The sequence below is a fragment of the Methylocella sp. genome (genome assembly GCF_044226135.1).
Taxonomy (GTDB): Bacteria; Pseudomonadota; Alphaproteobacteria; order Rhizobiales; family Beijerinckiaceae; genus Methylocapsa.
Genome location: NZ_JBGAHM010000038.1, coordinates 1 through 21,607, shown reverse-complemented (window position 1 = coordinate 21,607; position 21,607 = coordinate 1). Strand labels below are relative to the sequence as shown.

At 71.9% G+C, this 21,607-nt stretch carries 22 protein-coding genes, 1 tRNA gene and 1 pseudogene; 19 read left to right on the top strand and 5 right to left on the bottom strand.

All coding sequences use genetic code 11. The annotated features are described in order from the left end of the window. Positions 1 to 23 precede the first annotated feature (23 nt). The gene (locus ACILRB_RS13655; RefSeq protein WP_395666844.1) at positions 24 to 845 is read left to right on the top strand and encodes a hypothetical protein; all 822 of its coding nucleotides are present in this window, start codon (positions 24 to 26) and stop codon (positions 843 to 845) included. Positions 846 to 881: 36 nt separating this feature from the next. Here the strand turns inward: ACILRB_RS13655 and ubiA are convergent, their stop codons facing one another. Both ubiA and ACILRB_RS13645 read right to left on the bottom strand, forming a co-directional pair. Then, positions 882 to 1,847: a 4-hydroxybenzoate octaprenyltransferase gene (gene ubiA, locus ACILRB_RS13650; RefSeq protein ID WP_395666843.1), complete on the bottom strand. Its 966-nt coding sequence runs from the start codon at positions 1,845 to 1,847 to the stop codon at positions 882 to 884. 13 nt (positions 1,848 to 1,860) lie between these two features. Next, positions 1,861 to 2,322, bottom strand: a complete 462-nt coding sequence (locus ACILRB_RS13645) for a hypothetical protein (RefSeq protein ID WP_395666842.1) — start codon at positions 2,320 to 2,322, stop codon at positions 1,861 to 1,863. A gap of 184 nt (positions 2,323 to 2,506) precedes the next feature. Between ACILRB_RS13645 and ACILRB_RS13640 the strand changes: the two genes are divergently transcribed. The 18 genes from ACILRB_RS13640 (at position 2,507) to ACILRB_RS13555 (ending at position 18,940) form a co-directional block, all read left to right on the top strand. Next, entirely contained in the window at positions 2,507 to 3,316 is an 810-nt protein-coding gene (locus ACILRB_RS13640) for a 16S rRNA (uracil(1498)-N(3))-methyltransferase (RefSeq protein ID WP_395666841.1), read from the top strand. Between the two features lie 185 nt (positions 3,317 to 3,501). Further along, positions 3,502 to 3,849, top strand: coding sequence for a hypothetical protein (locus ACILRB_RS13635; protein WP_395666840.1), 348 nt, complete (start codon positions 3,502 to 3,504; stop codon positions 3,847 to 3,849). A 274-nt stretch (positions 3,850 to 4,123) separates the two neighbouring features. Further along, the gene (locus tag ACILRB_RS13630; RefSeq protein ID WP_395666839.1) at positions 4,124 to 4,687 is read left to right on the top strand and encodes a NifU family protein; all 564 of its coding nucleotides are present in this window, start codon (positions 4,124 to 4,126) and stop codon (positions 4,685 to 4,687) included. 57 nt (positions 4,688 to 4,744) lie between these two features. Then, positions 4,745 to 5,437 carry a tRNA (adenosine(37)-N6)-threonylcarbamoyltransferase complex dimerization subunit type 1 TsaB gene (tsaB, locus tag ACILRB_RS13625; protein WP_395666838.1) on the top strand — a complete coding sequence of 231 codons (693 nt, stop codon included), beginning with the start codon at positions 4,745 to 4,747 and terminating at the stop codon, positions 5,435 to 5,437. Positions 5,438 to 5,549: 112 nt separating this feature from the next. Next, complete coding sequence (locus tag ACILRB_RS13620) at positions 5,550 to 6,125, top strand: GNAT family N-acetyltransferase (RefSeq protein ID WP_395666837.1); 576 nt, start codon at positions 5,550 to 5,552, stop codon at positions 6,123 to 6,125. A 54-nt stretch (positions 6,126 to 6,179) separates the two neighbouring features. Beyond that, on the top strand, positions 6,180 to 7,694 hold the full coding sequence (miaB, locus tag ACILRB_RS13615) for a tRNA (N6-isopentenyl adenosine(37)-C2)-methylthiotransferase MiaB (protein WP_395666836.1): 1,515 nt from the start codon (positions 6,180 to 6,182) through the stop codon (positions 7,692 to 7,694). Continuing rightward, the gene (locus tag ACILRB_RS13610; RefSeq protein ID WP_395666835.1) at positions 7,691 to 8,794 is read left to right on the top strand and encodes a PhoH family protein; all 1,104 of its coding nucleotides are present in this window, start codon (positions 7,691 to 7,693) and stop codon (positions 8,792 to 8,794) included. Before miaB ends, ACILRB_RS13610 begins: the two co-directional genes overlap by 4 nt. Continuing rightward, positions 8,791 to 9,306, top strand: a complete 516-nt coding sequence (gene ybeY / locus ACILRB_RS13605) for an rRNA maturation RNase YbeY (protein ID WP_395666834.1) — start codon at positions 8,791 to 8,793, stop codon at positions 9,304 to 9,306. Before ACILRB_RS13610 ends, ybeY begins: the two co-directional genes overlap by 4 nt. Beyond that, positions 9,303 to 10,301 (top strand): hemolysin family protein, encoded by a 999-nt coding sequence (locus ACILRB_RS13600; protein WP_395666833.1) that lies wholly within the window; start codon positions 9,303 to 9,305, stop codon positions 10,299 to 10,301. The genes ybeY and ACILRB_RS13600 overlap by 4 nt, the downstream gene beginning before the upstream one ends. Further along, positions 10,237 to 11,943: an apolipoprotein N-acyltransferase gene (lnt, locus tag ACILRB_RS13595; RefSeq protein ID WP_395666832.1), complete on the top strand. Its 1,707-nt coding sequence runs from the start codon at positions 10,237 to 10,239 to the stop codon at positions 11,941 to 11,943. Before ACILRB_RS13600 ends, lnt begins: the two co-directional genes overlap by 65 nt. Positions 11,944 to 12,128: 185 nt before the next feature. Continuing rightward, positions 12,129 to 12,602 (top strand): helix-turn-helix domain-containing protein, encoded by a 474-nt coding sequence (locus tag ACILRB_RS13590; RefSeq protein ID WP_395666831.1) that lies wholly within the window; start codon positions 12,129 to 12,131, stop codon positions 12,600 to 12,602. Between the two features lie 186 nt (positions 12,603 to 12,788). Next, positions 12,789 to 13,985 carry a methionine adenosyltransferase gene (metK, locus tag ACILRB_RS13585; protein WP_395666830.1) on the top strand — a complete coding sequence of 399 codons (1,197 nt, stop codon included), beginning with the start codon at positions 12,789 to 12,791 and terminating at the stop codon, positions 13,983 to 13,985. Positions 13,986 to 14,007: 22 nt separating this feature from the next. Further along, positions 14,008 to 14,724 carry a tRNA (guanine(46)-N(7))-methyltransferase TrmB gene (locus tag ACILRB_RS13580; RefSeq protein ID WP_395666829.1) on the top strand — a complete coding sequence of 239 codons (717 nt, stop codon included), beginning with the start codon at positions 14,008 to 14,010 and terminating at the stop codon, positions 14,722 to 14,724. A gap of 78 nt (positions 14,725 to 14,802) precedes the next feature. Further along, on the top strand, positions 14,803 to 15,087 hold the full coding sequence (locus ACILRB_RS13575; RefSeq protein ID WP_395666828.1) for a hypothetical protein: 285 nt from the start codon (positions 14,803 to 14,805) through the stop codon (positions 15,085 to 15,087). Between the two features lie 132 nt (positions 15,088 to 15,219). Then, positions 15,220 to 16,761: a glycosyltransferase gene (locus tag ACILRB_RS13570; protein ID WP_395666827.1), complete on the top strand. Its 1,542-nt coding sequence runs from the start codon at positions 15,220 to 15,222 to the stop codon at positions 16,759 to 16,761. Between the two features lie 86 nt (positions 16,762 to 16,847). After that, on the top strand, positions 16,848 to 18,155 hold the full coding sequence (locus ACILRB_RS13565; protein ID WP_395666826.1) for a homoserine dehydrogenase: 1,308 nt from the start codon (positions 16,848 to 16,850) through the stop codon (positions 18,153 to 18,155). 118 nt (positions 18,156 to 18,273) lie between these two features. After that, positions 18,274 to 18,762, top strand: coding sequence for a hypothetical protein (locus tag ACILRB_RS13560; protein ID WP_395666825.1), 489 nt, complete (start codon positions 18,274 to 18,276; stop codon positions 18,760 to 18,762). A 103-nt stretch (positions 18,763 to 18,865) separates the two neighbouring features. Then, positions 18,866 to 18,940: transfer RNA gene (locus ACILRB_RS13555), tRNA-Gln, on the top strand. A gap of 93 nt (positions 18,941 to 19,033) precedes the next feature. Here the strand turns inward: ACILRB_RS13555 and ACILRB_RS13550 are convergent. The 3 genes and pseudogenes from ACILRB_RS13550 to ACILRB_RS13540 form a co-directional block, all read right to left on the bottom strand. After that, positions 19,034 to 19,972 carry a recombinase family protein gene (locus ACILRB_RS13550; protein WP_395666824.1) on the bottom strand — a complete coding sequence of 313 codons (939 nt, stop codon included), beginning with the start codon at positions 19,970 to 19,972 and terminating at the stop codon, positions 19,034 to 19,036. Next, positions 19,969 to 20,349, bottom strand: a pseudogene (locus ACILRB_RS13545) (DUF2924 domain-containing protein); the annotation flags it as partial. The pseudogene ACILRB_RS13545 and the gene ACILRB_RS13550, both read right to left, overlap by 4 nt. Positions 20,350 to 20,395: 46 nt before the next feature. Continuing rightward, positions 20,396 to 20,635, bottom strand: a complete 240-nt coding sequence (locus ACILRB_RS13540) for a DUF3489 domain-containing protein (RefSeq protein WP_395666823.1) — start codon at positions 20,633 to 20,635, stop codon at positions 20,396 to 20,398. Positions 20,636 to 21,607: the final 972 nt, after the last annotated feature.

Genomic DNA, 21,607 nt, shown 5'->3' with positions numbered 1-21,607 from the left:
TCGACTTCTCCAGAGACCGGCATATGAGCGAGGACGCCTCAATATTGGTGCTCGGCATGGACGAGCTTGCGTCAGCAGTCGCGCGCAAGCTTCATCTCGCCGGCCATGCGGTGGCGATCCACCAGCCTTCGCCGCCGCAGACCATCCGCCGCCGGATGTCCTTCGCCGACGCCTGGTTCGACGGCGCCTATGCGTTTGAAGGCGTCGAGGCGCGCCGCGCCGACAAGACCCGCGACTTCCTGGCCTCGCTCAAGAGCGGCGTCGCCGTGCCGATCCTGTGGCACGCCTTCGACGACGTGAGCACGCGCTGGCCGTGGGACATCATCGTCGACGCCCGGTCCGACGAAACGCTGCCGGCCGAACGGCTGCGCCACCTCGCCGACCTCACCATCGGTCTCGGGCCGCGCTATGTGGCCGGCGCCAATTGCGACGTGCTGATCGACATCGGCGCGCGCGATCCCGGCGGCGTCATCCGCCAGGGCCCGCTCGAAGGCGGCGACTCCGAGATCGACCGGCGCTTCGCCGACGGACGGCTCGCGCTCGCGCCGGTCCATGGGATGTTCAAGGGCCAGAAGCTGATCGGCGACGGCGTGCTGATCGGCGACGTCGTCGGCGTGGTCGGCGCGACGCCGGCGATTGCGCCCTGCTCCGGCCGCGTGCGCGGCATCGCCCGCGACGGCGCGGCGGTCGCCAGGGGCGCCGAGATCTGCGAGATCGTCGCCTCTCCCAACGCCGAGCTCACGGGCATTTCGCGGCGCGACCGGCTGATCGCACGCTCGGTCGCCTTCGTCGTCGAGATGGAGCGCGCGGGCTTCGCGCCGATTTCTCTCGAAAACTATTTTTAGGCCGCGCCGGCGAAGCGCGAGCGTGCGGACGCGGCCTCAGCCGCCGGCGAGCGCGCGGCTCGCCGCCTCGGCGATCAGGCCCAGCGCCAGATGCGCGCCCGCGTCGCGGTTGGAGCGGAACAGGGACAGCGCCAGCGCGCCCGGCGCCTGCGCGCCGCCGCCCTTTTTCAGCTGGACGACCTGCCAGCCGAGATGCGCCCCGTAGGCGCACAGCCCCAGCGCCGCGAAGCCGCCGACGCCGGCGGCGTAGAGCGCGCCGCCCGCCAGCAGAACGGCCGCCGCGTAAAAAGCCCCGACCGCCTCGACCACGCGGTCGCCGAACAGCCGCGCGGTCGAGCCGACGCCGATCACGGCGTCGTCTTTCACGTCCTGCAGGGCGTAGATGGTGTCATAGCCGATGATCCAGCAGATCGCGCCGGCGTAGAGCAGGACGGGCGCCGGCGCGAGCGCGCCGAACGCCGCCGCCCAGCCCATCAGCGCGCCCCAGGCGAAGGCCGCGCCGAGCGTCGCCTGCGGCCAGAAGGTCACGCGTTTCATGAACGGATAGGCCGCGACGATCGCAAGCGAGGCGAAGCCGAGCGCGATCGCAAAGCCGTTGAAGCTCAAAAGCGCGCAGAGCCCGACCAGACACTGCAGGGCGAGAAAGGCGGCGGCCGCCTTCGTCGAGACCCGGCCCGCCGGGATCGGGCGCGCGCGCGTGCGCTCGACGCGCGCGTCGATGTCGCGGTCGACGATGTCGTTATAGGTCGAGCCCGCCCCGCGCATGGCGATCGCGCCGACGAAGAACAGGGCGAAATCCGCCCAGCGCGGCGCGGCGCCGGCCGAGGCGCTGGCCAGCGCGCTCGACTGCCAGCAGGGCAGCAGCAGAAGCTGCCAGCCGATCGGCCGGTCGAGACGGGCGAGCTGGAGATAGGGCGCCCAGGATTTCGGCGCGAGCCGGAAGAGCAGCGGATCTTCGACGGCGTCGGGCAGCGGCGCCGGCGCGCCTTCGGTCGGCGTCACGCCGCGCTCCCGTCTAGAGCGGGCCGGTCGGCAGCTTCTGCGCCGGCGGCAGGCCCCCGCCGGTCGCCTGCTGCTCCTGCGCCCGCTTCATCTGCACGGCGATCTTGCACGCCTGATTGGCGACCGAACTCGACTTCTGGGCGCTCTGCGAGATGTTCTCGACGGCGTTGTCGGGGACGTTGCACCAGTCCTTGTTCTTGGTGAAATAATCCGCAAGCTGCCGCTCGACGGCGACGAGGGTCTTGAGCTTGGGGCAGGCCGCGACAGGGTCGAGCTGGCCCTTGTTGCCCTTGGCGATGGCGTTGAGCTGGTCGATCACGCCCTGGCGCTTCTTGGTGAGGGCGGCGATGTCCGCGTTGCAGTCCATCGCGCGCGCCTGCGCCGCAAGGAGCGGCGCGAGGGCGAGGGCGAGGGCGAGGCCGCCGAAAACCGGCCGGCGCGCTTTACGGCCGTCGCGAAGACGTTTATTCGCCATCATCGTCAGGAGCCTTTCGCGTCGCTGGCGCCGCGGCCGCGCCCGTCGACCGCGCCGGGCCGCGCCTTTGCGCGCGGCGCGTGCGGCCTTCCGCAGGCCGCTCAATAGCAAAGACGCAGGGTTACGCGCAAGCCGGGCCGGCCGCGGCCCCTCGAGGCCCGTTCCGCGGCCGTCAGGATTCGAGATGGCCCGCTACGATTTTTCCGCGCCGCGCCTTTATGTCGAGGCCCCGCTTTGCGCCGGCGCGCGGGTCGCGCTCGCGCCCGGCCAGGTCAATTACCTGCGCAACGCGCTGCGCCTGCGCGACGGCGACGAGACGCTGGCCTTCAACGGGGCCGACGGCGAATGGCGCACGCGCCTTGCGGCCGAGGGCCGCAGGGGCGCGGCGCTCGAAGCCCTGGAGCGCCTGCGCGCCCAGCCGGCGGCGCCGTCGCTGCATTATCTTTTCGCGCCGCTCAAGCACGCCCGGCTCGACTATATGGTCCAGAAGGCGGTCGAGATGGGCGCGGGCGGGCTGCGGCCGGTGCTGACAAGGCGCACGCAAGCCGAGCGGGTCAATCTGGAGCGCATGAAAGCGAACGCCGTCGAGGCCGCCGAACAATGCGGCGTCCTGTCCATTCCCGAAATCGCGCCGCCGCGCCGCCTCGGCGACGTCCTGTCCGACTGGCCGCCGGACCGCCTGCTGGTGTTCTGCGACGAGGACGCCGACGCCCATGACGCCGCGGGAGCCCTGCGGGCGGCGGCGCGGCGCCTCGCCGGCGCGGAAGGCGCGCGCGAACGCGCTTCGGGCGAAGTCCCGAAGCTCGCCGTGCTGATCGGCCCCGAGGGCGGCTTCGCCGACGAGGAGCGGGCGGCGCTGCTCGCCCTGCCGCAGGCGGTGCGGATCTCGCTCGGGCCGCGCGTCCTGCGCGCCGACACGGCGGCGGTGGCGGCGCTCGCGCTGACGCAGGCGACGCTCGGCGACTGGGGCGCGGGCGGGCCGCCGGGCGCATAGGCCGCGCGCAACGCTCCCTGCCCCGCCCTGCGCAAAACATGGCGGAAATGCGGCGCGCCGCTGTGGCGCGAAAGACGCGCGCTCGGGCGGAAATAGCCGCGCTTTCGTTAACGGACCATCAAATCGCCTCAAAGTAGGAAGAATTCGGAGACGGCTCGACCTTGGGCGAAACCGCAGGACCTTTCATGACCGCGCGCGATGCCAAACTCCTGCTGACCGCCGGCCTCTGCGCCGGACTGCTCGCCTGCGCCGGCGCGGCGCACGCCGGAGAGGAGAAGCGCGGCTTCAGCCGGTGCGAGGCCGAATATGGCCCGGGCTACGCCGCGACGGCCGAAGGCTCGGCCTGCATGTGGGTCGGCGGCCATGTCCGCGTCGGGTTCGGCGCGCGGCGCGGCTCGCTCTCCGACGTTCCGGGCGAGCACAACGCGATGCGCGTCAACGCGGGCGAGTCCGCGGCGCCGGCGTCGGGGCTCGCGCCCATGTCCGGCCGGCTGCGCCTCAACGAAGGCCCCGAGCGCGTCATCGTCCGCTAGATTTCCGCCAAAGGCGGGCCGCGCCCCAAATTTCCAGACGTTCCTTCCCGTATCCGCGCCTCCGCGCCCCGCGTCGGGCTCGCTTTGCGCGTTGCGAACGCTTATCTTTCCCTGGCGCCGCCGGCTCATGACCAAAGCGGGCCGCGCCCCGGGCCGACGCCGACGCGCCGCCTCCGGGCCCTGACGAGGCGCGACTCCGCCGACCGGACGACTCCCGTCCGCGCCGGCGTCCGCGCGAGAGCTCCGGCCTTGAACCGGACGTTCGGAGAGACCGATGTTCATTGAAACCGAATCGACCCCCAACCCCGCGACGCTGAAATTCCTGCCCGGGCGCCCGGTGATGAGCGCCGGCACGCTCGACATGCGCGACCCCGCCGGCGCGCGCCAGTCGCCGCTCGCCGAGCGGCTGTTCGCCCTCGGCGGCGTCAGGGGCGTGTTCTTCGGCCGCGACTTCATCTCGGTGACGAGCGACGGCGAGGACTGGAGCGAGCTGAAGCCCGCGGCGCTCGGCGCGATCATGGAGCATTATCTGTCGGGCGAGCCGCTGCTGACCCCCGAGGCGCAGGTCTCGGCCGAAGACGCCGAGCCCGAGTTCTTCGCGGCCGAAGACGCCGAGACCGTCGACGCCATCAAGCAGCTGATCGAGACCCATGTGCGCCCGGCGGTCGCCAATGACGGCGGCGACATCCGCTTCCGCGGCTTCCGCGACGGCACCGTCTATCTCGCCATGAAGGGCTCGTGCTCGGGCTGCCCGTCCTCGACGGCGACGCTCAAGCACGGCGTGCAGAATCTCCTCCAACATTATGTGCCGGATGTCAGGGCCGTCGAATCCGTCTGAACGTTCCGCGACGGCGGGGGCGCGGGACCAGGGCCCCGCCCCGCGGAGCCGCGCCTCATGAAGATCCTCGCCGTCGACACCGCCCTGCGGGCGGCCTCGGCCTGCGTCTATGACGACGCGGCCGATCTCTTCGAATCGGTCGAGAGCCTGCCGATGGAGCGCGGCCACGCCGAGGCCCTGCTGCCGCTCGTCGACCGCGTCATGGCCCGCGTCGAGGGCGGTTTTCCGGCGCTCGCGCGCGTCGCGGTCTCGGTCGGGCCCGGCTCCTTCACCGGCCTGCGCGTCGGCCTCGCGGCGGCGCGCGCCATCGGCCTCGCCTGCGACATTCCGGTGGTCGGCGTCTCGACGCTCGCGGCGCTCGCCGCGCCCCTCATCATGGAGCGCCGCCCCGAGATCGTCGCGGTGGCCATCGACGCGCGCCACGGCCAGATCTATTTCGCCGGATTCGAGCCGGGCGGGCGGGCGCTGTCGCCGCCGCGCCTCGCGCCGCTCGCCGCGGCCGCGGCCGAACTCGCCGCGGCCGACGCCGCGCTGCGCCGCCATGGCCTCGGGCTCGGCCCAGAGACGGGCGAGATCGAGCCGCTGGTGCGCGTCGTGGGCTCGGCGCCGAGCTGCTCGGCGTCGAGCTCGAGCGGCGCGGCGCGCCGGCCGCGGCCGTGCATGGCGTGCTCGCGCCCGACGTCCGCTTCGTCGCAAGGCTCGGCCTGCTCGCCGACCCCGCGCTCGCGCCGCCGCGCCCGCTCTATCTGAAGGCCGCCGACGCCAAGCCCCAGCCCGGCGCAGCCCGAGGTTTTGAGCGGCGCAGCCGGGGCTTTGAGGCCCGAGGCTCTGAGCCCGACGCCGCGCCGGAGAGCGCCGCGCCGTGACCGGGCCGGCGTCCGACAAGAGTCGCGCGGGCGTCGCCGGCGCGGGCGGCGTGCGCGGGCTCGGCGCCTCGATGAGCCAGTCGATGCACAGGATGTTCGCGCGCGTCGCGCCGGCCCTGCGCCCGATCGGCTCGGAGCGCGCGGCCGACTGCGCGCGCCTGCACGAACGCAGCTTCGCGTTTTTCTGGGGCGAAGCGGATTTCGAGCAGCTTCTGACCACGGCCGAGGTCGTGGCCGACGGCGCCGACGCCGCCGTCGAGCCGGACGGCCGGCTTTGCGGCATGCTCCTGTCGCGCGTCGCCGCCGACGAGGCCGAGATTCTCACCATCGCCGTCGCGCCCGAGCGCCGCCGCGCCGGCCTCGGGGCCGCGCTGCTGCGCGCGCATCTGCCGCGCCTTCGCGCGCGATTCTGCGCGAAGCTGTTCCTCGAGGTCGAGGCCTCGAACGCGGCGGCGAAGGCGCTTTACGCCGCGGCCGGCTTTCATCAAATCGCCGAACGGAAAGCCTATTACCGCAAGGAAGGCGCCGCGCCGGCGACGGCGCTCCTGATGCGGCTGGACTTCGCCCCTTAACTGCGCGACACATCTTGAGGGCGCGCCGCTCAAACGGACCGCGCGGAACGGACGATGGACGACAAGCGCCGCGCGACGCGGCTCGAAGATCGGGGGATGATGTCAGACGCCGGCGAAGCGAAGACGGGGCTGGATGTCGCGCGGGGCGAGGCCGCGCCCGGCCCGGACGCGGCGGCCCCTTCGCGCAAACTCTTCATCCAGTCTTTCGGCTGCCAGATGAACGTCTATGACGCCCAGCGCATGAGCGACCTCCTCGGCGCAGAAGGCTATGAGGAGACGCAGACGCCCGAAGGCGCGGACGTCATCGTCCTCAACACCTGCCACATCCGCGAGCGGGCCTCGGAAAAGATCTTTTCCGAGCTCGGCCGGCTGCGCGACCTCAAGGCCGCGCGCGCCCGCGAGGGGCTTGCGCCGCAGATCGTCGTCGCCGGCTGCGTCGCCCAGGCCGAAGGCGCCGAGATCCAGCGCCGCCAGAGCGCGGTCGACGTCGTCGTCGGGCCGCAGAGCTATCATCGCCTGCCTGAACTGCTGCGCCGCGCCGGCGAGGGCGCGCGGGTGGTCGAGGCCGAGTTCCCGGCGCAGGACAAGTTCGGCTTCCTGCCGCCCCCGCCCGCGGCGGCGACGCGGCGGCGCGGCGTCTCGGCCTTTCTCACGGTTCAGGAGGGCTGCGACAAATTCTGCTCCTTCTGCGTCGTGCCCTACACGCGCGGCGCCGAGTTCTCGCGGCCCGTCGCGGCCGTGCTCGACGAGGCGAAGGCGCTCCTCGACGAAGGCGTGCGCGAGCTGACCCTGATCGGCCAGAACGTCAACGCCTATCATGGCGAGGGGCCGGGCGGGCGCGCCGTCTCGCTCGCCGGGCTCTGCGCCGAGCTCGCGCGCCTGCCGGGGCTCGCCCGCATCCGCTACACCACGAGCCACCCGAACGACATGGCCGACGATTTGATCGAGGCCCATGCGACGCTGCCGCAGCTGATGCCCTATCTGCACCTGCCCGTGCAGTCCGGCTCGAACGCCGTGCTCAAGGCGATGAACCGGCGCCACACCGCCGGGGCCTACCTCGATCTCGTCGCGCGGGTCAGGGCGCGGCGGCCGGATCTCGCGCTTTCCTCCGACTTCATCACGGGCTTCCCCGGCGAGACGGAGGCGGATTTCGCCGACACCCTGGCGCTCATCGAGGCGGTCGGCTTCGCCGCCTCCTTTTCGTTCAAATATTCGCCGCGCCCCGGCACGCCCGGCGCCGAACGCGCCGACCAGATCGACGAAGACGTCAAGTCGCGCCGCCTGCATGCGCTTCAGGCCCTGCTCGAGGAGCAGCGCCAGAGCTTCAACCGGTCCATGGTCGGGCGCAGGCTGGCGGTTCTGGTCGAAAAGCGCGGCCGCCACGAAGGCCAGGCCGCCGGCAAGACGCCCTATCTGCAGGCCGTCCATTTTGAAGGCGGGGCCGGGCTCGTCGGCGCCTGCGTCGAGGTCGAGATCATGGCCGCCGGCCCGAATTCTCTCTATGGGCGCCTCGTCGCCCCGGGCGAGGTTCGGGCGCCTGAGCGCGCCGCGCGACGGGGAGCCGCATGAAGCCCTCCGACCGCGCGCCTTTCGAGCGCCCCGGCGCGCCGCTCGCCCCGACCTTCGCCGCGCGCCCCGAGGCGCGCCGCGGCCCCGGCGACGGCGCGCCGGCCGAGGTCAACCTCGCCTTCGAGGACAACCGCCTCGCCTCGCTCGTGTTCGGCCATTACGACCAGAATCTCGCGCGGCTCGAACGGCGGCTCGGCGTGGTCGCCATCGCGAACGGCAATCTCGTCACGCTGAAGGGACCGGCCGAGGCCTGCGAGCAGGCGCGGCTCGCCCTCGAAAACCTCTACAAGCGCGTCGGCTCCGGCCATGCGCTGACGCTCGGCGACGTCGACGGCGCGGTGCAGGAAAGCGCGCTGCAGGGCAGCCTGTTTCCCAAGGACGCCGAGCTCGGGCGCATCGCCTTCGAGCAGATCGGCACGCGCCGGCGCGGCCCCGTGCGCGCCCGCAACGCCGCGCAGGATCTTTATCTGCGCACGCTGAAGCGCTGCGAGCTGACCTTCGCCGAAGGCCCGGCCGGCACCGGCAAGACCTGGCTCGCCGTCGGCTACGCCGTGCTGCTGCTCGAACAGGGCGCGGTCGAGCGCCTCATCCTGTCGCGGCCCGCCGTCGAGGCCGGCGAACGGCTCGGCTTCCTGCCGGGCGACATGCGCGACAAGGTCGACCCCTATCTGCGGCCAATCTTCGACGCGCTCGCCGACTTCATGGACCCGCGCATGCTGGAGCGCGGCATGCAGACCGGCATGATCGAGGTCGCCCCGCTCGCCTTCATGCGCGGGCGCACCCTGTCGAACGCCTGCGTCCTGCTCGACGAGGCGCAGAACGCGACCTCCGTGCAGATGAAGATGTTTCTGACGCGCCTTGGCGAGAACTCGCGCATGATCGTCACGGGCGACCCGACCCAGACCGACCTGCCGCCGGGGCAGAGGTCCGGCCTCTCCGAGGCGATCGGCCTGCTCGCCGGCCTCGAAGGCGTCGGCCATGTCGTCTTCCGCGAGGGCGACGTGGTGCGGCACGACCTCGTGCGCCGCATCGTCGGCGCCTATGAGTCCGCCCATCATGGCCAGGACGCCGAGCCGTCCCGCGAAAAGCCGAGGCGATGACCGCGACGATCGAAGTCTCCGTCGAGGCGGCGGGCTGGGGCGAGCTCGAGGACCCGCAGAGTCTCGCCGAGCGGGCGATCGCCGCCGCGCTCGCCGAGACCGGAGCCCCGATCGCCGACGGCGCCGAGACGAGCCTTCTTTTCTGCGACGACGCCTTCATCCAGAACCTCAACCTGCGCTGGCGCGGCTTCGACAAGCCGACCAACGTGCTCTCCTTTCCAAGCGGCGAGGACCCTGCGACGACGCTGGTCCTCGGCGACGTCGCGCTCGCCTATGAGACCACGGCGCGCGAGGCGCGCGAGGCGGGCCGCACGCTCGCCGACCACACGGCCCATCTCGTCGTCCACGGCTTCCTGCATCTTCTCGGCTACGACCATGAAGACGACGAAGAGGCCGAGGAGATGGAGCAGGCCGAGCGCGCCGCGCTGGCGCGGCTCGGGATCGCCGACCCCTATGCCGAACCTTGCGCCGAATCGCGCGCGGAGCGGGAGGCCCAATCCAAAGAGCGATGACCACGATCATGAGCGAACGCGACAGTCCGGCCGCGGAATCCGGCGCGGACCGACCTAGTCACAGACCGAGCCTGTTCGACCGGCTGCGCGCCGTCTTCGGCGGCGGCGTGGCGGAAAACGACGAGCTGCACGAGGCGCTCGCCGAAACCGACGACATGTCGCCGCGCGAGCGCGCCATGCTCAAGAACGTGCTCGGCCTGCGCGACACCCTCGTCGAGGACGTGATGGTGCCCCGCGCCGACATCATCGCCCTGCCGATCGAGGTCAGCGTGCGCGACGCCCTCGCGGCCTTCCGCAGCGCCGGCCATTCGCGCCTGCCGGTGCATGGCGACACGCTCGACGACCCGCGCGGCATGATCCACATCCGCGACCTCGTCTCCTATCTCGCGGCCGGCCTGCCCGAGCCGGACGCGCACGCCGCCGAGCCCGTTTCGTCGGGCCCCGCCGCGGCCGACCCCGCCTTGCCCGATCTCGCGCGTCCCATCGTCGAGGCGCATCTGCTGCGTCCCGTCCTGTTCGTGCCGCCGTCCATGCCGGCGATCGACCTGCTCGTGAAGATGCAGGCGACGCGCACCCACATGGCCCTCGTCATCGACGAATATGGCGGCGTCGACGGCCTCGCCTCGATCGAGGACATCGTCGAGGTGATCGTCGGCGACATCGAGGACGAGCATGATTTCGACGAAAGCCCGAAGATCGAGCCCGCGCCGGGCGGCGGCTTTTTCGTCGACGCGCGGGCCCAGCTCGAGGACGTGTCGGAGGCGATCGGCGCGGACCTCAACGCGCTCGCCGACGCCGAGGACGTCGACACGCTCGGCGGCCTGATCGCGACGCGCGCGGGCCATGTGCCGGCCCAGGGCGAAAGCTTCGCTGCGGGCCCGTTCCTGTTCGAGATCGTCGAGGCCGACCCGCGCCGCGTCCGGCGGGTGCATGTGCGGCTCCGGGGGGCGCAAGCGCCGGAGGCCGGCGCCGGCGCCGGCGGGGGCCGGCCCTGAGCGCGCCGCCGCGACGACGCATGACGACCGAAAGCCCCGCCGCGTGAGCGCCCCGGCGCGCCGCGCCGCCGCGCTCGCGGCCTGGGTCTCGGGCGGGCCGCGGCTGCGGCGCCGCCTGCTGGCGCTCGCGGCCGGCGCCGTCGGCGCGCTCGCCCTCGCCCCGCTCGACCTCTGGCCGGCGATGGCGCTGAGCCTCGTCCCCGCCGTCTGGCTCCTCGACGGCTGCGCCGCGCGCCGGCGCGAGGCGTTTTTCATCGGCTGGCTGTGGGGCTTCGGCTATTTCGTCGCCGGGCTGTGGTGGCTCGGCGCGGCCTTTCTGGTCGAGGCCGACCAGTTCGCCTGGGCGCTGCCGCTCGGCGTGCTCGGCCTGCCGGCGGCGCTCGCCCTGTTTCCGGCGCTCGGCTTCCTTCTCGCCGCGCTCGTCTGGCCGCATGGGCCCGCCCGCGTCTGCGCCTTCGCCTGCGCCCTCGCCCTGTCCGAATGGCTGCGCGGCCATGTGCTGACGGGCTTTCCGTGGAACGCGCCGGGCATGGCGCTCGCGGCCGACCTGCGGCTGGCGCAGGGCGCGTCCATCTTCGGCCTGCACGGCCTGACCCTGCTCGCGCTGCTGATCTTCAGCGCGCCCGCGACGCTCGCCGACCGGCCGGGGCGCTGGCGGCTCTGGCCCTCAGGGCTCGCCGGCGCGGCGCTGCTCGCGCTGTTCGCCTTCGGCGCGGCCCGGCTCCATGGGGCGCGGGAGGCCTTTGTCCCGGGCGTCGAAGTCCGCGTCATGCAGCCCGACATGGCGCTCGACGACAGTTTCCGGGCCGAGTTCCGCGACCGCATCGTCGCGCGCTATCTCGCCCTTTCGGCCCTCGACGAACCCGCGCCGGCGGGCGACCGCATTCTGCTGGCCTGGCCCGAATCCGCCTTCCCCTTCATTCTCTCGCGCGACGAACGCTCGCTGTCGCGCATCGCCTCGACCCTGCCCGAAGGCGCCGTGCTGGCGACGGGCGCGGCGCGCGCCGAGGAAAATCCCGAGGACCCCGACGGGCCGCCGCTCTATTTCAACGCGATCCATCTCCTGACGCATAAGGACGGGATCGTCGCCACCTACGACAAGACGCATCTCGTCCCCTTCGGCGAATATCTGCCGTTCGAGGCGCTGCTCACGCGGCTCGGCCTGCGCCAGTTCGTGCTCATGCCGGGGGGATTCTCGGCGGGCGGCGGGCGGCGCGCGCTCACCGCGCCGGGCCTGCCGCCGATGGCGCCGCTCATCTGCTATGAGGCGATCTTTCCGGGCGAGGCGCTGCCCGACCCCGAGCCCGGCGCGCCCGCGTCAAAACTCCTCCTCAATGTGACGGACGACGGCTGGTTCGGGCGCACCTTCGGCCCCCACCAGCATTTCGCGCAGGCGCGGCTGCGCGCGATCGAGGAAGGGCTGCCGCTGGTGCGCGCCGCCAACACCGGAATCTCGGCCGTGACCGACCCTTACGGCCGCGTCCTGTCGAGCCTGCCGCTCGGCGCGGCGGGGCTCATCCGCAGCCCCCTGCCCGAGGCGGCGGCGCCGCCGTTTTTCGCCCGCCATGGCGCGGTCGCCGGGCTTCTTCTGTGGATGGGCGGCGTTTTTGTCACAATCGCGGCTTTTTTGCGGCGGAGTTGACGGCGATCATTTGACAAGCCCGCAATAGTTGTCATGTAATTATATTCGACTTTTATCATAATCCGCTGGTTGCAGACAAGGCGGCAGACCCGCTCTACGCGAATCTGTGCGGCCGGGGATATTTCTGATAAAGTTTCACATCTGGATGGACTATGGCTGTGCCTATGAGCGACCACACCGCGAGTATGGAAAAGACCAAAAAAGTTCCCAATCCGATCGATCGCCATGTCGGCAGCCGCGTGCGCATGCGCCGCGTCATCCTCGGCATGAGCCAAGAAAAGCTGGGCGAGGCGCTGGGGCTGACCTTTCAGCAGGTCCAGAAATACGAGAAGGGCGCGAACCGCATCGGCGCGAGCCGGCTGCAGCAGATCTCGCGCACGCTCGACGTGCCGCCGTCGTTCTTTTTCGAGGGCGCGCCGTCCTTCGAGGAGTCCGCCCCCGCCGCCTCGACGCGCGCCGTCGACGACGGCTCGACCTATGTCGCCGATTTTCTGTCGACCGCCGAAGGCCTGCATCTCAACATGGCCTTCGCGCGCATCCAGGATCCGAAGATCCGCAAGCGGATCGTCGATCTCGTCTGCGCGCTCGCCGGCGACGAGGCCCAGAGCGACGGCGAGGGCCGCCGCGGCGAGAAGCGCGTCGGGGAGCTCAAGAATTAGGTAGTTTCCGGCGTTCTGTCTATCGAACGGAATTGCCGGTTTCGCTTGACAAAAAGAACGCGCCCGTGAAATCTCAATGCAGGATCGCTGCGCCCGCGCGGCGACTGGATCGGGATGAGCGTCGTTCGACAGGCGCGCCGCGCGGCGGCGCGCGAGGCGCCGGCCCTTCAATCAGGCGGAGGGCCGATGGCTCGCGAAAATTACCTGTTCACCAGCGAATCCGTTTCCGAAGGCCATCCGGACAAGGTCTGCGACCGCATCTCCGACGAGATCGTCGACCTCTACTTCCGCGAAGGCGAGCGGACCGGCATGGACCCCTATGAGATCCGCGTCGCCTGCGAGACGCTCGCCACCACCAACCGGGTGGTGATCGCCGGCGAGACGCGCGGCCCCGCGATCAGCCTCGACACCATCGAGGAGGCGGCGCGCGGCGCGATCAAAAACATCGGCTACGAGCAGGCGGGCTTTCACTGGCGCACCGCCGCCATGGAGATCCTGCTCCACGCGCAGTCGGCCGACATCGCCCAGGGCGTCGACGCCGCCGGCAACAAGGACGAAGGCGCGGGCGACCAGGGCATCATGTTCGGCTACGCCTGCGACGAGACGCCGGCGCTCATGCCGGCGCCGATCCATTACGCCCACAAGATCCTCGAGACGCTCGCCTATGAGCGCAAATACGGCAAGGGCGACGCGCGCAAGCTCGGCCCCGACGCGAAAAGCCAGGTGACGGTGCGCTACGTCGACGGCAAGCCCGTCGGCGTGACCCAGATCGTGCTCTCGACGCAGCATCTCGACGAATCGCTCGCCTCCGAAGACGTGCGGACCATCGTCGAGCCGCATATCCGCGCGGCCCTGCCGCAGGGCTGGATCGACGCGGAGACCGTCTGGCACGTCAATCCGACCGGCAAGTTCGTCATCGGCGGCCCTGACGGCGACGCCGGCCTCACCGGCCGCAAGATCATCGTCGACACCTACGGCGGCGCGGCGCCCCATGGCGGCGGCGCCTTCTCGGGCAAGGACCCGACCAAGGTCGACCGCTCGGCCGCCTACGCCGCGCGCTATCTCGCCAAGAACGTCGTCGCCTCCGGCCTCGCGCGGCGCTGCGTGATCCAGCTCGCCTACGCCATCGGCGTCGCCGAGCCGCTGTCGATCTATGTCGACACTTTCGGCACGGGCGCCGTCGCCGAGGAGCGGCTCGAAACGGCGCTGCGCGACGCCATGCGCCTGTCGCCGCGCGGCATCCGCGAGCATCTGGCGCTCAACCGGCCGATCTATGCGCGCACCTCGTCCTACGGCCATTTCGGCCGCGCGCCGGAATCGGACGGCGGCTTCTCCTGGGAGAAGACCGATCTCGCCGACAAGCTGCGCGCGCATCTCGCCTGAGCCCGCGCCGCGCCAAAGCCCCATGACCGACGAACGCGCCCTTCCCGGCGGCGGCCTGCACGGCCGGCGCCGGGGCAAGCCGCTGCGCGAACGCCACGCCGCGCTGATGCGCGAGGCGCTGCCGCGCTTCGCCGTCGACGCCGCGCAGCCGGTCGACCCGGCGGCGCTGTTTGGCGCGCCGCCGCGCGAGCTCTGGCTCGAGATCGGCTTTGGCGGCGCGGAGCATCTCGCCGCCGAAGCGGAGCGCCTGCCGCAGGCGGGCTTCATCGGCTGCGAGGCGTTTCATAATGGAGTGGCCAAGGCGCTCGCCCTGATCGAGGCGCGCGGCCTCGCCAACGTCCGCCTCCATGAAGGCGACGCGCGCGACCTGATCGAGGCCCTGCCCGACCGCGCCCTCGACGGCGTCTATCTGCTCTATCCGGACCCCTGGCCGAAACGGCGCCAGCGCAAGCGGCGCTTTTTGTCCGACGCGACGCTGGCGCGGCTGGCGCGGGCGATGCGGCCGGGCGCCGAGCTGCGCTTTGCGACCGACATCGACGACAACGCCGGCTGGACGCTCGCGCGCGTGCTGCGCTCGCCCCATTTCGCCTGGCGCGCGACGCAGGCCGCCGACTGGACGACCCCCTGGGAAGGCTGGCAGGGCACGCGCTATGAGGCGAAAGCGCTGCGCGAAGGCCGCACGCCCGCCTATTTCACCTTTGTGGCGACGGGCGCCGCGTGGGCGGCGCAAGGCGGATGACTTTTATCTGACGATCGACTATTGACTGTGGAAATTCATTATTGATAGCTTGGGCTTGACGTCAGCCGGCGCTTTCCCATGCTGCGACCCGAGTCCTTCGCCCTTTCGCCGGCCGTCCCGCCGCAGGACTTTGGCGCGCCGGCGCCCTGCCCGCCCGAAATCGCCTTTCTCGCCCAGGCCGGCGTGTCGGCCCTGCGGCTCGCCGAAGCGGCCGCGCTCGCGCAGGCGCAGGCGATCGCGCCCGAGGCGGCGCTGCTCGCGCCGGGCGACCTCAGCGACGCCTTTTTCTACCATGCGCTCGCCGACCATCTCGGCGTCGCCTTCGCCGACGGCTGCGAGCGGCTCGGCCGCGGCGCCCGCTAGCCGCTGTCGATTCTCGCCGGCGTCGCGCCGCTCGCGGGGCCCGAGCCGCGCTGGCTCGTCGCGCCGGGCGGCGCCACGCTGTCGAGCCTGCTGCGGCGGCGCGCGCGCGGCGAAAATCTCGCCGACCGTCTCGTGGTGACGACGCCCGCGCGGCTGTCGCGGCTGCTGCAGGAGCGCGCCGCGCCGCTGATCGCCGAACATGCGAGCCTCGCGCTCGCCGCGCGCGACCCCGCGCTCTGCGCGCGCGACGGGGCGGGCGAGGCGCAATGCGCGGCCGCCGTCGGGCTGATCGTGCTTTGCGCGCTCGCCGGCGCGCTCACGCCGGGCCTGTCGCGCGCCTATGCGCTCGCCGCCGGGCTCGCCTTTCTCGCCGCCGTCATGCTGCGGCTTTCGTCCTGCGCCGCCAGCGTCAGGCCGCGGGCGGGGCGCCCGCTCGCGCGCGTCGACGACCGGCTGCTGCCGCCCTATTCGATCGTCGTCGCCCTGCATAATGAGGCGCGGGTGGCGCGCGAGCTCGTCCGCTCGCTCGACGCGCTCGACTATCCGCGCGCCAAGCTCGACGTGAAGCTCGTCGTCGAGGCGCATGACCATGCGACGCGCGACGCGCTCGCCGCGCTCGACCTGCCGCCCCATTATGAAATCGTCACGGCGCCGCCTGGCGCGCCGCAGACCAAGCCGCGCGCGCTCAACGTCGCGCTGCCGCTGCTCAGGGGCCGCTATGTCGCGATCTACGACGCCGAGGACGCGCCGGACCCCGGGCAGCTGCGCGGCGCCGTCGCCCGCTTCCTCGAGACGCCCGAGCGCGTCGCCTGCCTTCAGGCCCAGCTCGCGATCGACAATGTCGACGATTCCTGGCTGACGCGCCTCTACGCCGTCGAATACGCGGCCCTGTTCGACGTCGCGACGCATGGGCTCGCGCGGCTGCGCTGGCCGATCCCGCTCGGCGGCACCTCGAATCATTTCCGGGTCGCGACGCTGCGCCGCGTCAGCGGCTGGGACGCCTGGAACGTGACCGAGGACGCCGATCTCGGCCTGCGGCTGGCGCGGTTCGGCTACCGCTGCGAGACCTTCGTCTCGACGACGCGCGAGGAGGCGCCGGCGCGGCTCGGCGCCTGGCTGCGGCAGCGGCGGCGCTGGGCCAAGGGCTGGATGCAGACCTTCGTCACGCTGAGCCGCGATCCGGCGCGGCTGCGGCGCGAGGTCGGCGTCAGGGGCGTCGTCATCTATGCGCTGATGATGGTCAATCTTTCGATCGGGCCGCTGCTCTCGCCCTTTTTCGGCGCGGCGCTCGTCGTCGACCTCATGCGGTTCGGCCCGCCGCGGCCGGATTCGCCGCTCTCGCTCGTCGAGGCGACCTTGTGGACCTCGGTCGCCGGGCTCGGCGCGGTCTCGATCCTGTGGAGCGCGACGCTCGGCATGCGGCGGCGCGGCCTCGGCGGGCTCTGGCCGTTCCTGGCGCTGCTGCCGTTCTATTATCTCCTGATGTCGGCGGCGAACTGGGCGGCGCTCTACGACCTCATCGCCCGTCCGTTCCACTGGCTCAAGACCGAGCACGGGCTCGCGCGTCGCTCACGCGCGCGCGAAAGCACGCGCGAAGGCGCGAGAGAGGGCGCGGCGCGGATCGGCGCGGGGCGCGAAACGGCCCCGGGCGGCGCACGCGCCGCGCAAGCTTGATCGCAGGCGCGAAAAAAGGCAAGGTCCGCGCCCTGCGGCGGCAAGCAGCGCCGAAGATCCCCGCCTGAACAGGTCTCGCCCGCCACATGTCCAATCCTCTCCGCATCGGCCTCGCCGGCCTCGGCACGGTCGGCGCCTCGGTCATCCGCCTTCTCAAACGCCAGGCCGACGCGCTGACGAGCCGCACGGCGCGGCGCATCGAGGTCGTCGCCGTCAGCGCGCGCGACCGCGGCCGCGACCGCGGCGTCGATCTTGCGGACGTCGAATGGCTTGACGATCCCGTCGCGCTCGCGCGCCACGAAGGCGTCGACATTTTCGTCGAGCTGATCGGCGGCGCCGACGGGCCGGCGCTTGACGCCGTGACGGCGGCGCTCGCCGCGGGCCGGTCCTGCGTCACCGCCAACAAGGCGCTGCTCGCGAAGCACGGCCTGCGGCTCGCGCGCCTCGCCGAAGAAAAAGGCGCGGCCCTGTCCTTCGAGGCGTCTGTCGCGGGCGGCATTCCGATCGTCAAAACGCTGCGCGAAGGACTTGCGGGCAATCAGATTGAGCGCGTCTATGGCGTGCTCAATGGAACCTGCAACTATATTCTGAGCCGCATGGAGCAGGAGCGCCTGAGCTTCGCCGACTGCCTCGCCGAAGCGCAGCGGCTCGGCTACGCCGAAGCCGACCCCACCTTCGACGTCGGCGGCTTCGACACCGCCCACAAGCTCGCGATCCTGACCTCGCTCGCCTTCGGGACCGCCATCGACGCCGAAGCGGTCAATGTCGAGGGCATCGAATCGATCCGCCTCGCCGACCTCGAGGCCGCCGACGAACTCGGCTATCGCGTCAAGCTGCTCGGCGTCGCGCGGCGCACGCCCGACGGCATCGAGCAGCGCGTCCATCCGACCATGGTGCCGAAATCCTCCTCCGTCGCTCAGGTCATGGGCGTGACCAACGCCGTCACCATCGACGCCGACGCCGTGCATGAGCTGACCCTCGTCGGGCCCGGCGCCGGCGGCGAGGCGACGGCTTCGGCGGTCGTCGCCGACATCGCCGACATCGCGCGCGGCGTGCGCTCGAAGCCGTTCGGCCTGCCCGTGGCCGCCCTCGCCCGCGCCGAACCCGCGCCGATGCAGCTCCATCTCGGCGGCTATTACATCCGGCTGTGCGCCTTCGACCGGCCGGGAGCGGCGGCGGCGATCGCGAGCCGCTTCGCCGAGCGCGACATTTCGCTCGAAAGCATCGTGCAGCGCCGGCGCCCGGGCGTCGGCGCCGGGCCGGCGGGCACCGCGCCGGTCATCCTCATCACCTACGCCACGCATGAGAAAACCCTACGCGAGGCGCTTGAGGCCGCCGTCGCCGACGGATTTCTCGCCGAGAAGCCGCAGTTCATCCGCATCGAGCGGGAATAGCGGCGCGGCCGCCGGCCCGGCGCGGCGCCAAACGCCCGGCGTCGCGCGGCGGCCTCCCGACTTCGGGGCAGCCTGGGCCGAAGGCGCGACGCGCCAGCGCGCGAAAAAAGGTCAGGCCATGGACGGATTGCGCCGCGCGCTCGTCGTCATGTTCGCCCTCGCCGTCGCCGTCGGCGCGGCCCTTCTCGTCCTGCCGCTCGCGATCGCGGCCGACCCTGCGCTGCGCCGCGCGAGCTTCGCCTTCGCCGGCTTTCTCGTCGAGGCGCTGGCGCAGGCCGATCTTGATCCGGCGGCGGCGCGCGAGGCGGCCGAACTCATGCGTTTCGTCTGGACGTCCGCGGTCGTGGTCTGCGCCGCGCCGCTTTTCATCGTGGCCGCGATCGGCGAGGCCGCGAACGTCCGCTCGCCCGTCTGGCATGTCGGCGCGACGGCGGTCGGCGCGGCGGCGGCCCCCTGGATCGCGCGGGCGGCCTTCGGCTCGTCGCGCCTCGCCGACGCCAGCGCGCCGGAGTTGCGCCTCGCCCTGGCGTTCTTCGTCACGGGCGCGGCCGCGGGCGGGGTCTACTGGCTGACAGCCGGGCGCGGCCGCAGGCCGCCCCACGATTGAAGCGGAGACATGCGCCGCCGCCGCGGCGCGGGCGCGGAATCGCACGGGCGGAACGGTTGCGGACGGAAGCGTCGCGCACTATGGTCCGCGCGCCCGCGGCCGGTGGGGCGTAGCCAAGCGGTAAGGCAGCGGATTTTGATTCCGCCACGCGGAGGTTCGAATCCTCCCGCCCCAGCCAGCCATCTTGACAGGATAAAAATTCCATAAATTCAAGATGTTAGACGACGCCTGAATCGTAGCGGGACCCCATACGGGACCCCAAAGCGGGCGTTCAGGCCGCAAAGACCACCGCAGGCGGGACCTTAACGCCGGCCTCTAGGTCCGCCCTGTCGGCCTCTCTCGCCGCCTGCGCGGCGAGGCGCGCCTGCACGGCCTCGAACAGCTCGCGCCCCAGAAGCGGCGGATGCTCGCCGGCATAGGTCTCGCCGCGATAGACCACGTCGCCGACATAGAAGCGGTTCTTCAGGAGATGCGCCAGCGCGCCGACGCCATGGCGCTCGGCGACGATGACGCGGCCGCTGGCGAGCAGCCGGGGCTTCGGCGTCACCCCTTCGGCCTCGAGGGCGGCGGCGAGCGCGCCGACCGAACCGAGCCGCAGATAGTCGGCGAAGATCTTTTGGACCAGCGCCGCCTCCTCGGGGACGATCGCGAGCTTCTTGCCGACGCTCTTATAGCCGAGCGGGATCGGCCCGCCGACCCAGATGCCCTTCTTCTTGGAGGCGGCGATCTTGTCGCGCACCCGTTCGCCGATCACCTCGCGCTCGAACTGGGCGAAGGAGAGCAGAACGTTGAGGGTGAGACGCCCCATGCTCGACGTGGTGTTGAAGGATTGCGTCACCGAGACGAAGGAGACGCCATGCGCGTCGAACAGCTCGACGAGCTTGGCGAAGTCGGCGAGGGAGCGGGTCAGCCGGTCGACCTTGTAGACGACGATCACGTCGACCCGCTGCGCGCGCGCCTCGTCGAGCAGCGCCTGCAGCGCCGGCCGCGCGAGCGAGGCGCCGGACAGGCCGCCGTCGTCGAAGCGTTCAGGCAGCAGCCGCCAGCCCTCATGCGCCTGGCTTTTGACATAGGCTTCGCAGGCCTCGCGCTGGGCGTCGAGCGAGTTGAAGGCGAGGTCGAGATTGTGCTCGGTCGATTTGCGCGTGTAGACGGCGCAGCGCTTTGGCTGCGGCTGCGCCGTTGCGGGCCGCGATGTGCGCGGCTTCATGGCGCGGCTTCCTGCCGCGGCGTCGCGCGCCGCTTCGCGTTCGGCGGCGACGCATCCCTCGCTGGCTTCGCCGCTCCGGCGATCCCAAAAAAGCGCGGCCCGCTCCAGTTGACGCCGGTGATCGCGCGGGCGATCGCCGACAGGCTGGCGTAGGTCTTTTCGCGCCAGACGAAGCCGTCGGCGACAACGACGACCTGATGCGGCGCGCCCTGATGCTCCCGCGTCAGCACGGCGCCGGGCTTCAGGCGGCGCGCCGGCCGCTCGCCCCGCCTGAGCCCGGCGAGCAGCCGCTTCGTCTGCGGCCGCAGCCCGCCAAAGCGCTTCTCCTGCATCTCATGCGTCAGCACGCGGGCGAGCAGATCCTTCGAGACGGCGGGCGGCGGGGCTCGCGCGCCCCGCGCCGCCGCTTCGCCTCGTCATGGCTCAGGCCGCCGTGTCGGCGGCGAGGAGATGATAGCGCGAGGCTCCGTCATCGCAGCGGCGTTCGAGGCCGAACCCCTTCCTGCGCAGGCCGGTCAGGGCCGCGCGGGTCGTATGCGCCAGCCAGCCGGTGGCCGCGACAAGCTCGTCAAGGCTCGCGCCTTCGGCGCGGGCGAGCAGGGCGAGGACGAGCGCCTGCTTCGAGCCGACGCGCGGTGAAGAGGGCGCGACGATCGGAACCACGGAGATGGATGCGGCGACGGCCTCCGGCTTACCCGAACGCTTTTCGGCCGCGAACGGCGCCTCGCACGCAGCGCGGCGGGGGGGGGGGCGCGCGAATAACTTTCGAGGGCGGCGCGGCTAACGTCTCCGGCTGGACGGCTTCGATTTCCTTCGCGGAGGGTCCGGCGCCGCGGCGCGCGCGAGTTTTCTTCACGGGAATGGCGCGGGCCGCCGGCGCGACGTGCGACCCGCTCGGCGCCTCTTTGGCGCCGGCGCCCCAGCGAACGTGCGGCTCTGACGAAGTGGCGGCGCCGCGGCCCCGGCGAGCACGCGGCTCCGGCGACGCAGCGGCGTCAGGCGTCGCGGCGTCGGCGGCTGCGCCGTTCGGCGCGGCATTCTTGCGAGGGGCGGTCTTGAGCGTGGCGGTCTTGGAGGCGGGGTTGCGGCTCGACATGGCGAACATCCTTCCTGGGGACGGCGACCATCGCCGTCACCGAGGAAGGCCCCGCGTGGCGCGAAGGCCAGGGGGCGTTGGGCCCGGCTGTGGCCGGCGGGGCGAGGCGGCGGCGCGGGGCCGCGCCCACGCACTCACGCTCTCTTCGCCGCGGAAGTCGAGCCGGATCTGGCGGAAAACGGCGCGTCGGCGTCGTTTTCCGCCGCCGCCATGCCGCTGTGGCCGGCGAGACCGACCGCCGACACGCGTCGACAGAGACACCGGCTGCGTCGCTTGCCACTTCGTTTCAATCCACGCCCTGCGCGAGGGGCGACAGCGGCCGTGCGCGCAGGCGCGCGCGTCAACCGCAGGTTTCAATCCACGCCCCTGCGCGAGGGGCGACGCCACAGTGCTGCACGGTGTCCGCAAGATCACCAGTTTCAATCCACGCCCCTGCGCGAGGGGCGACCCGGCCACCAACAGCGTCGCGCAGCAGAAAGCGGCGTTTCAATCCACGCCCCTGCGCGAGGGGCGACCGGGAGTGCCGGACGACGGCGAGG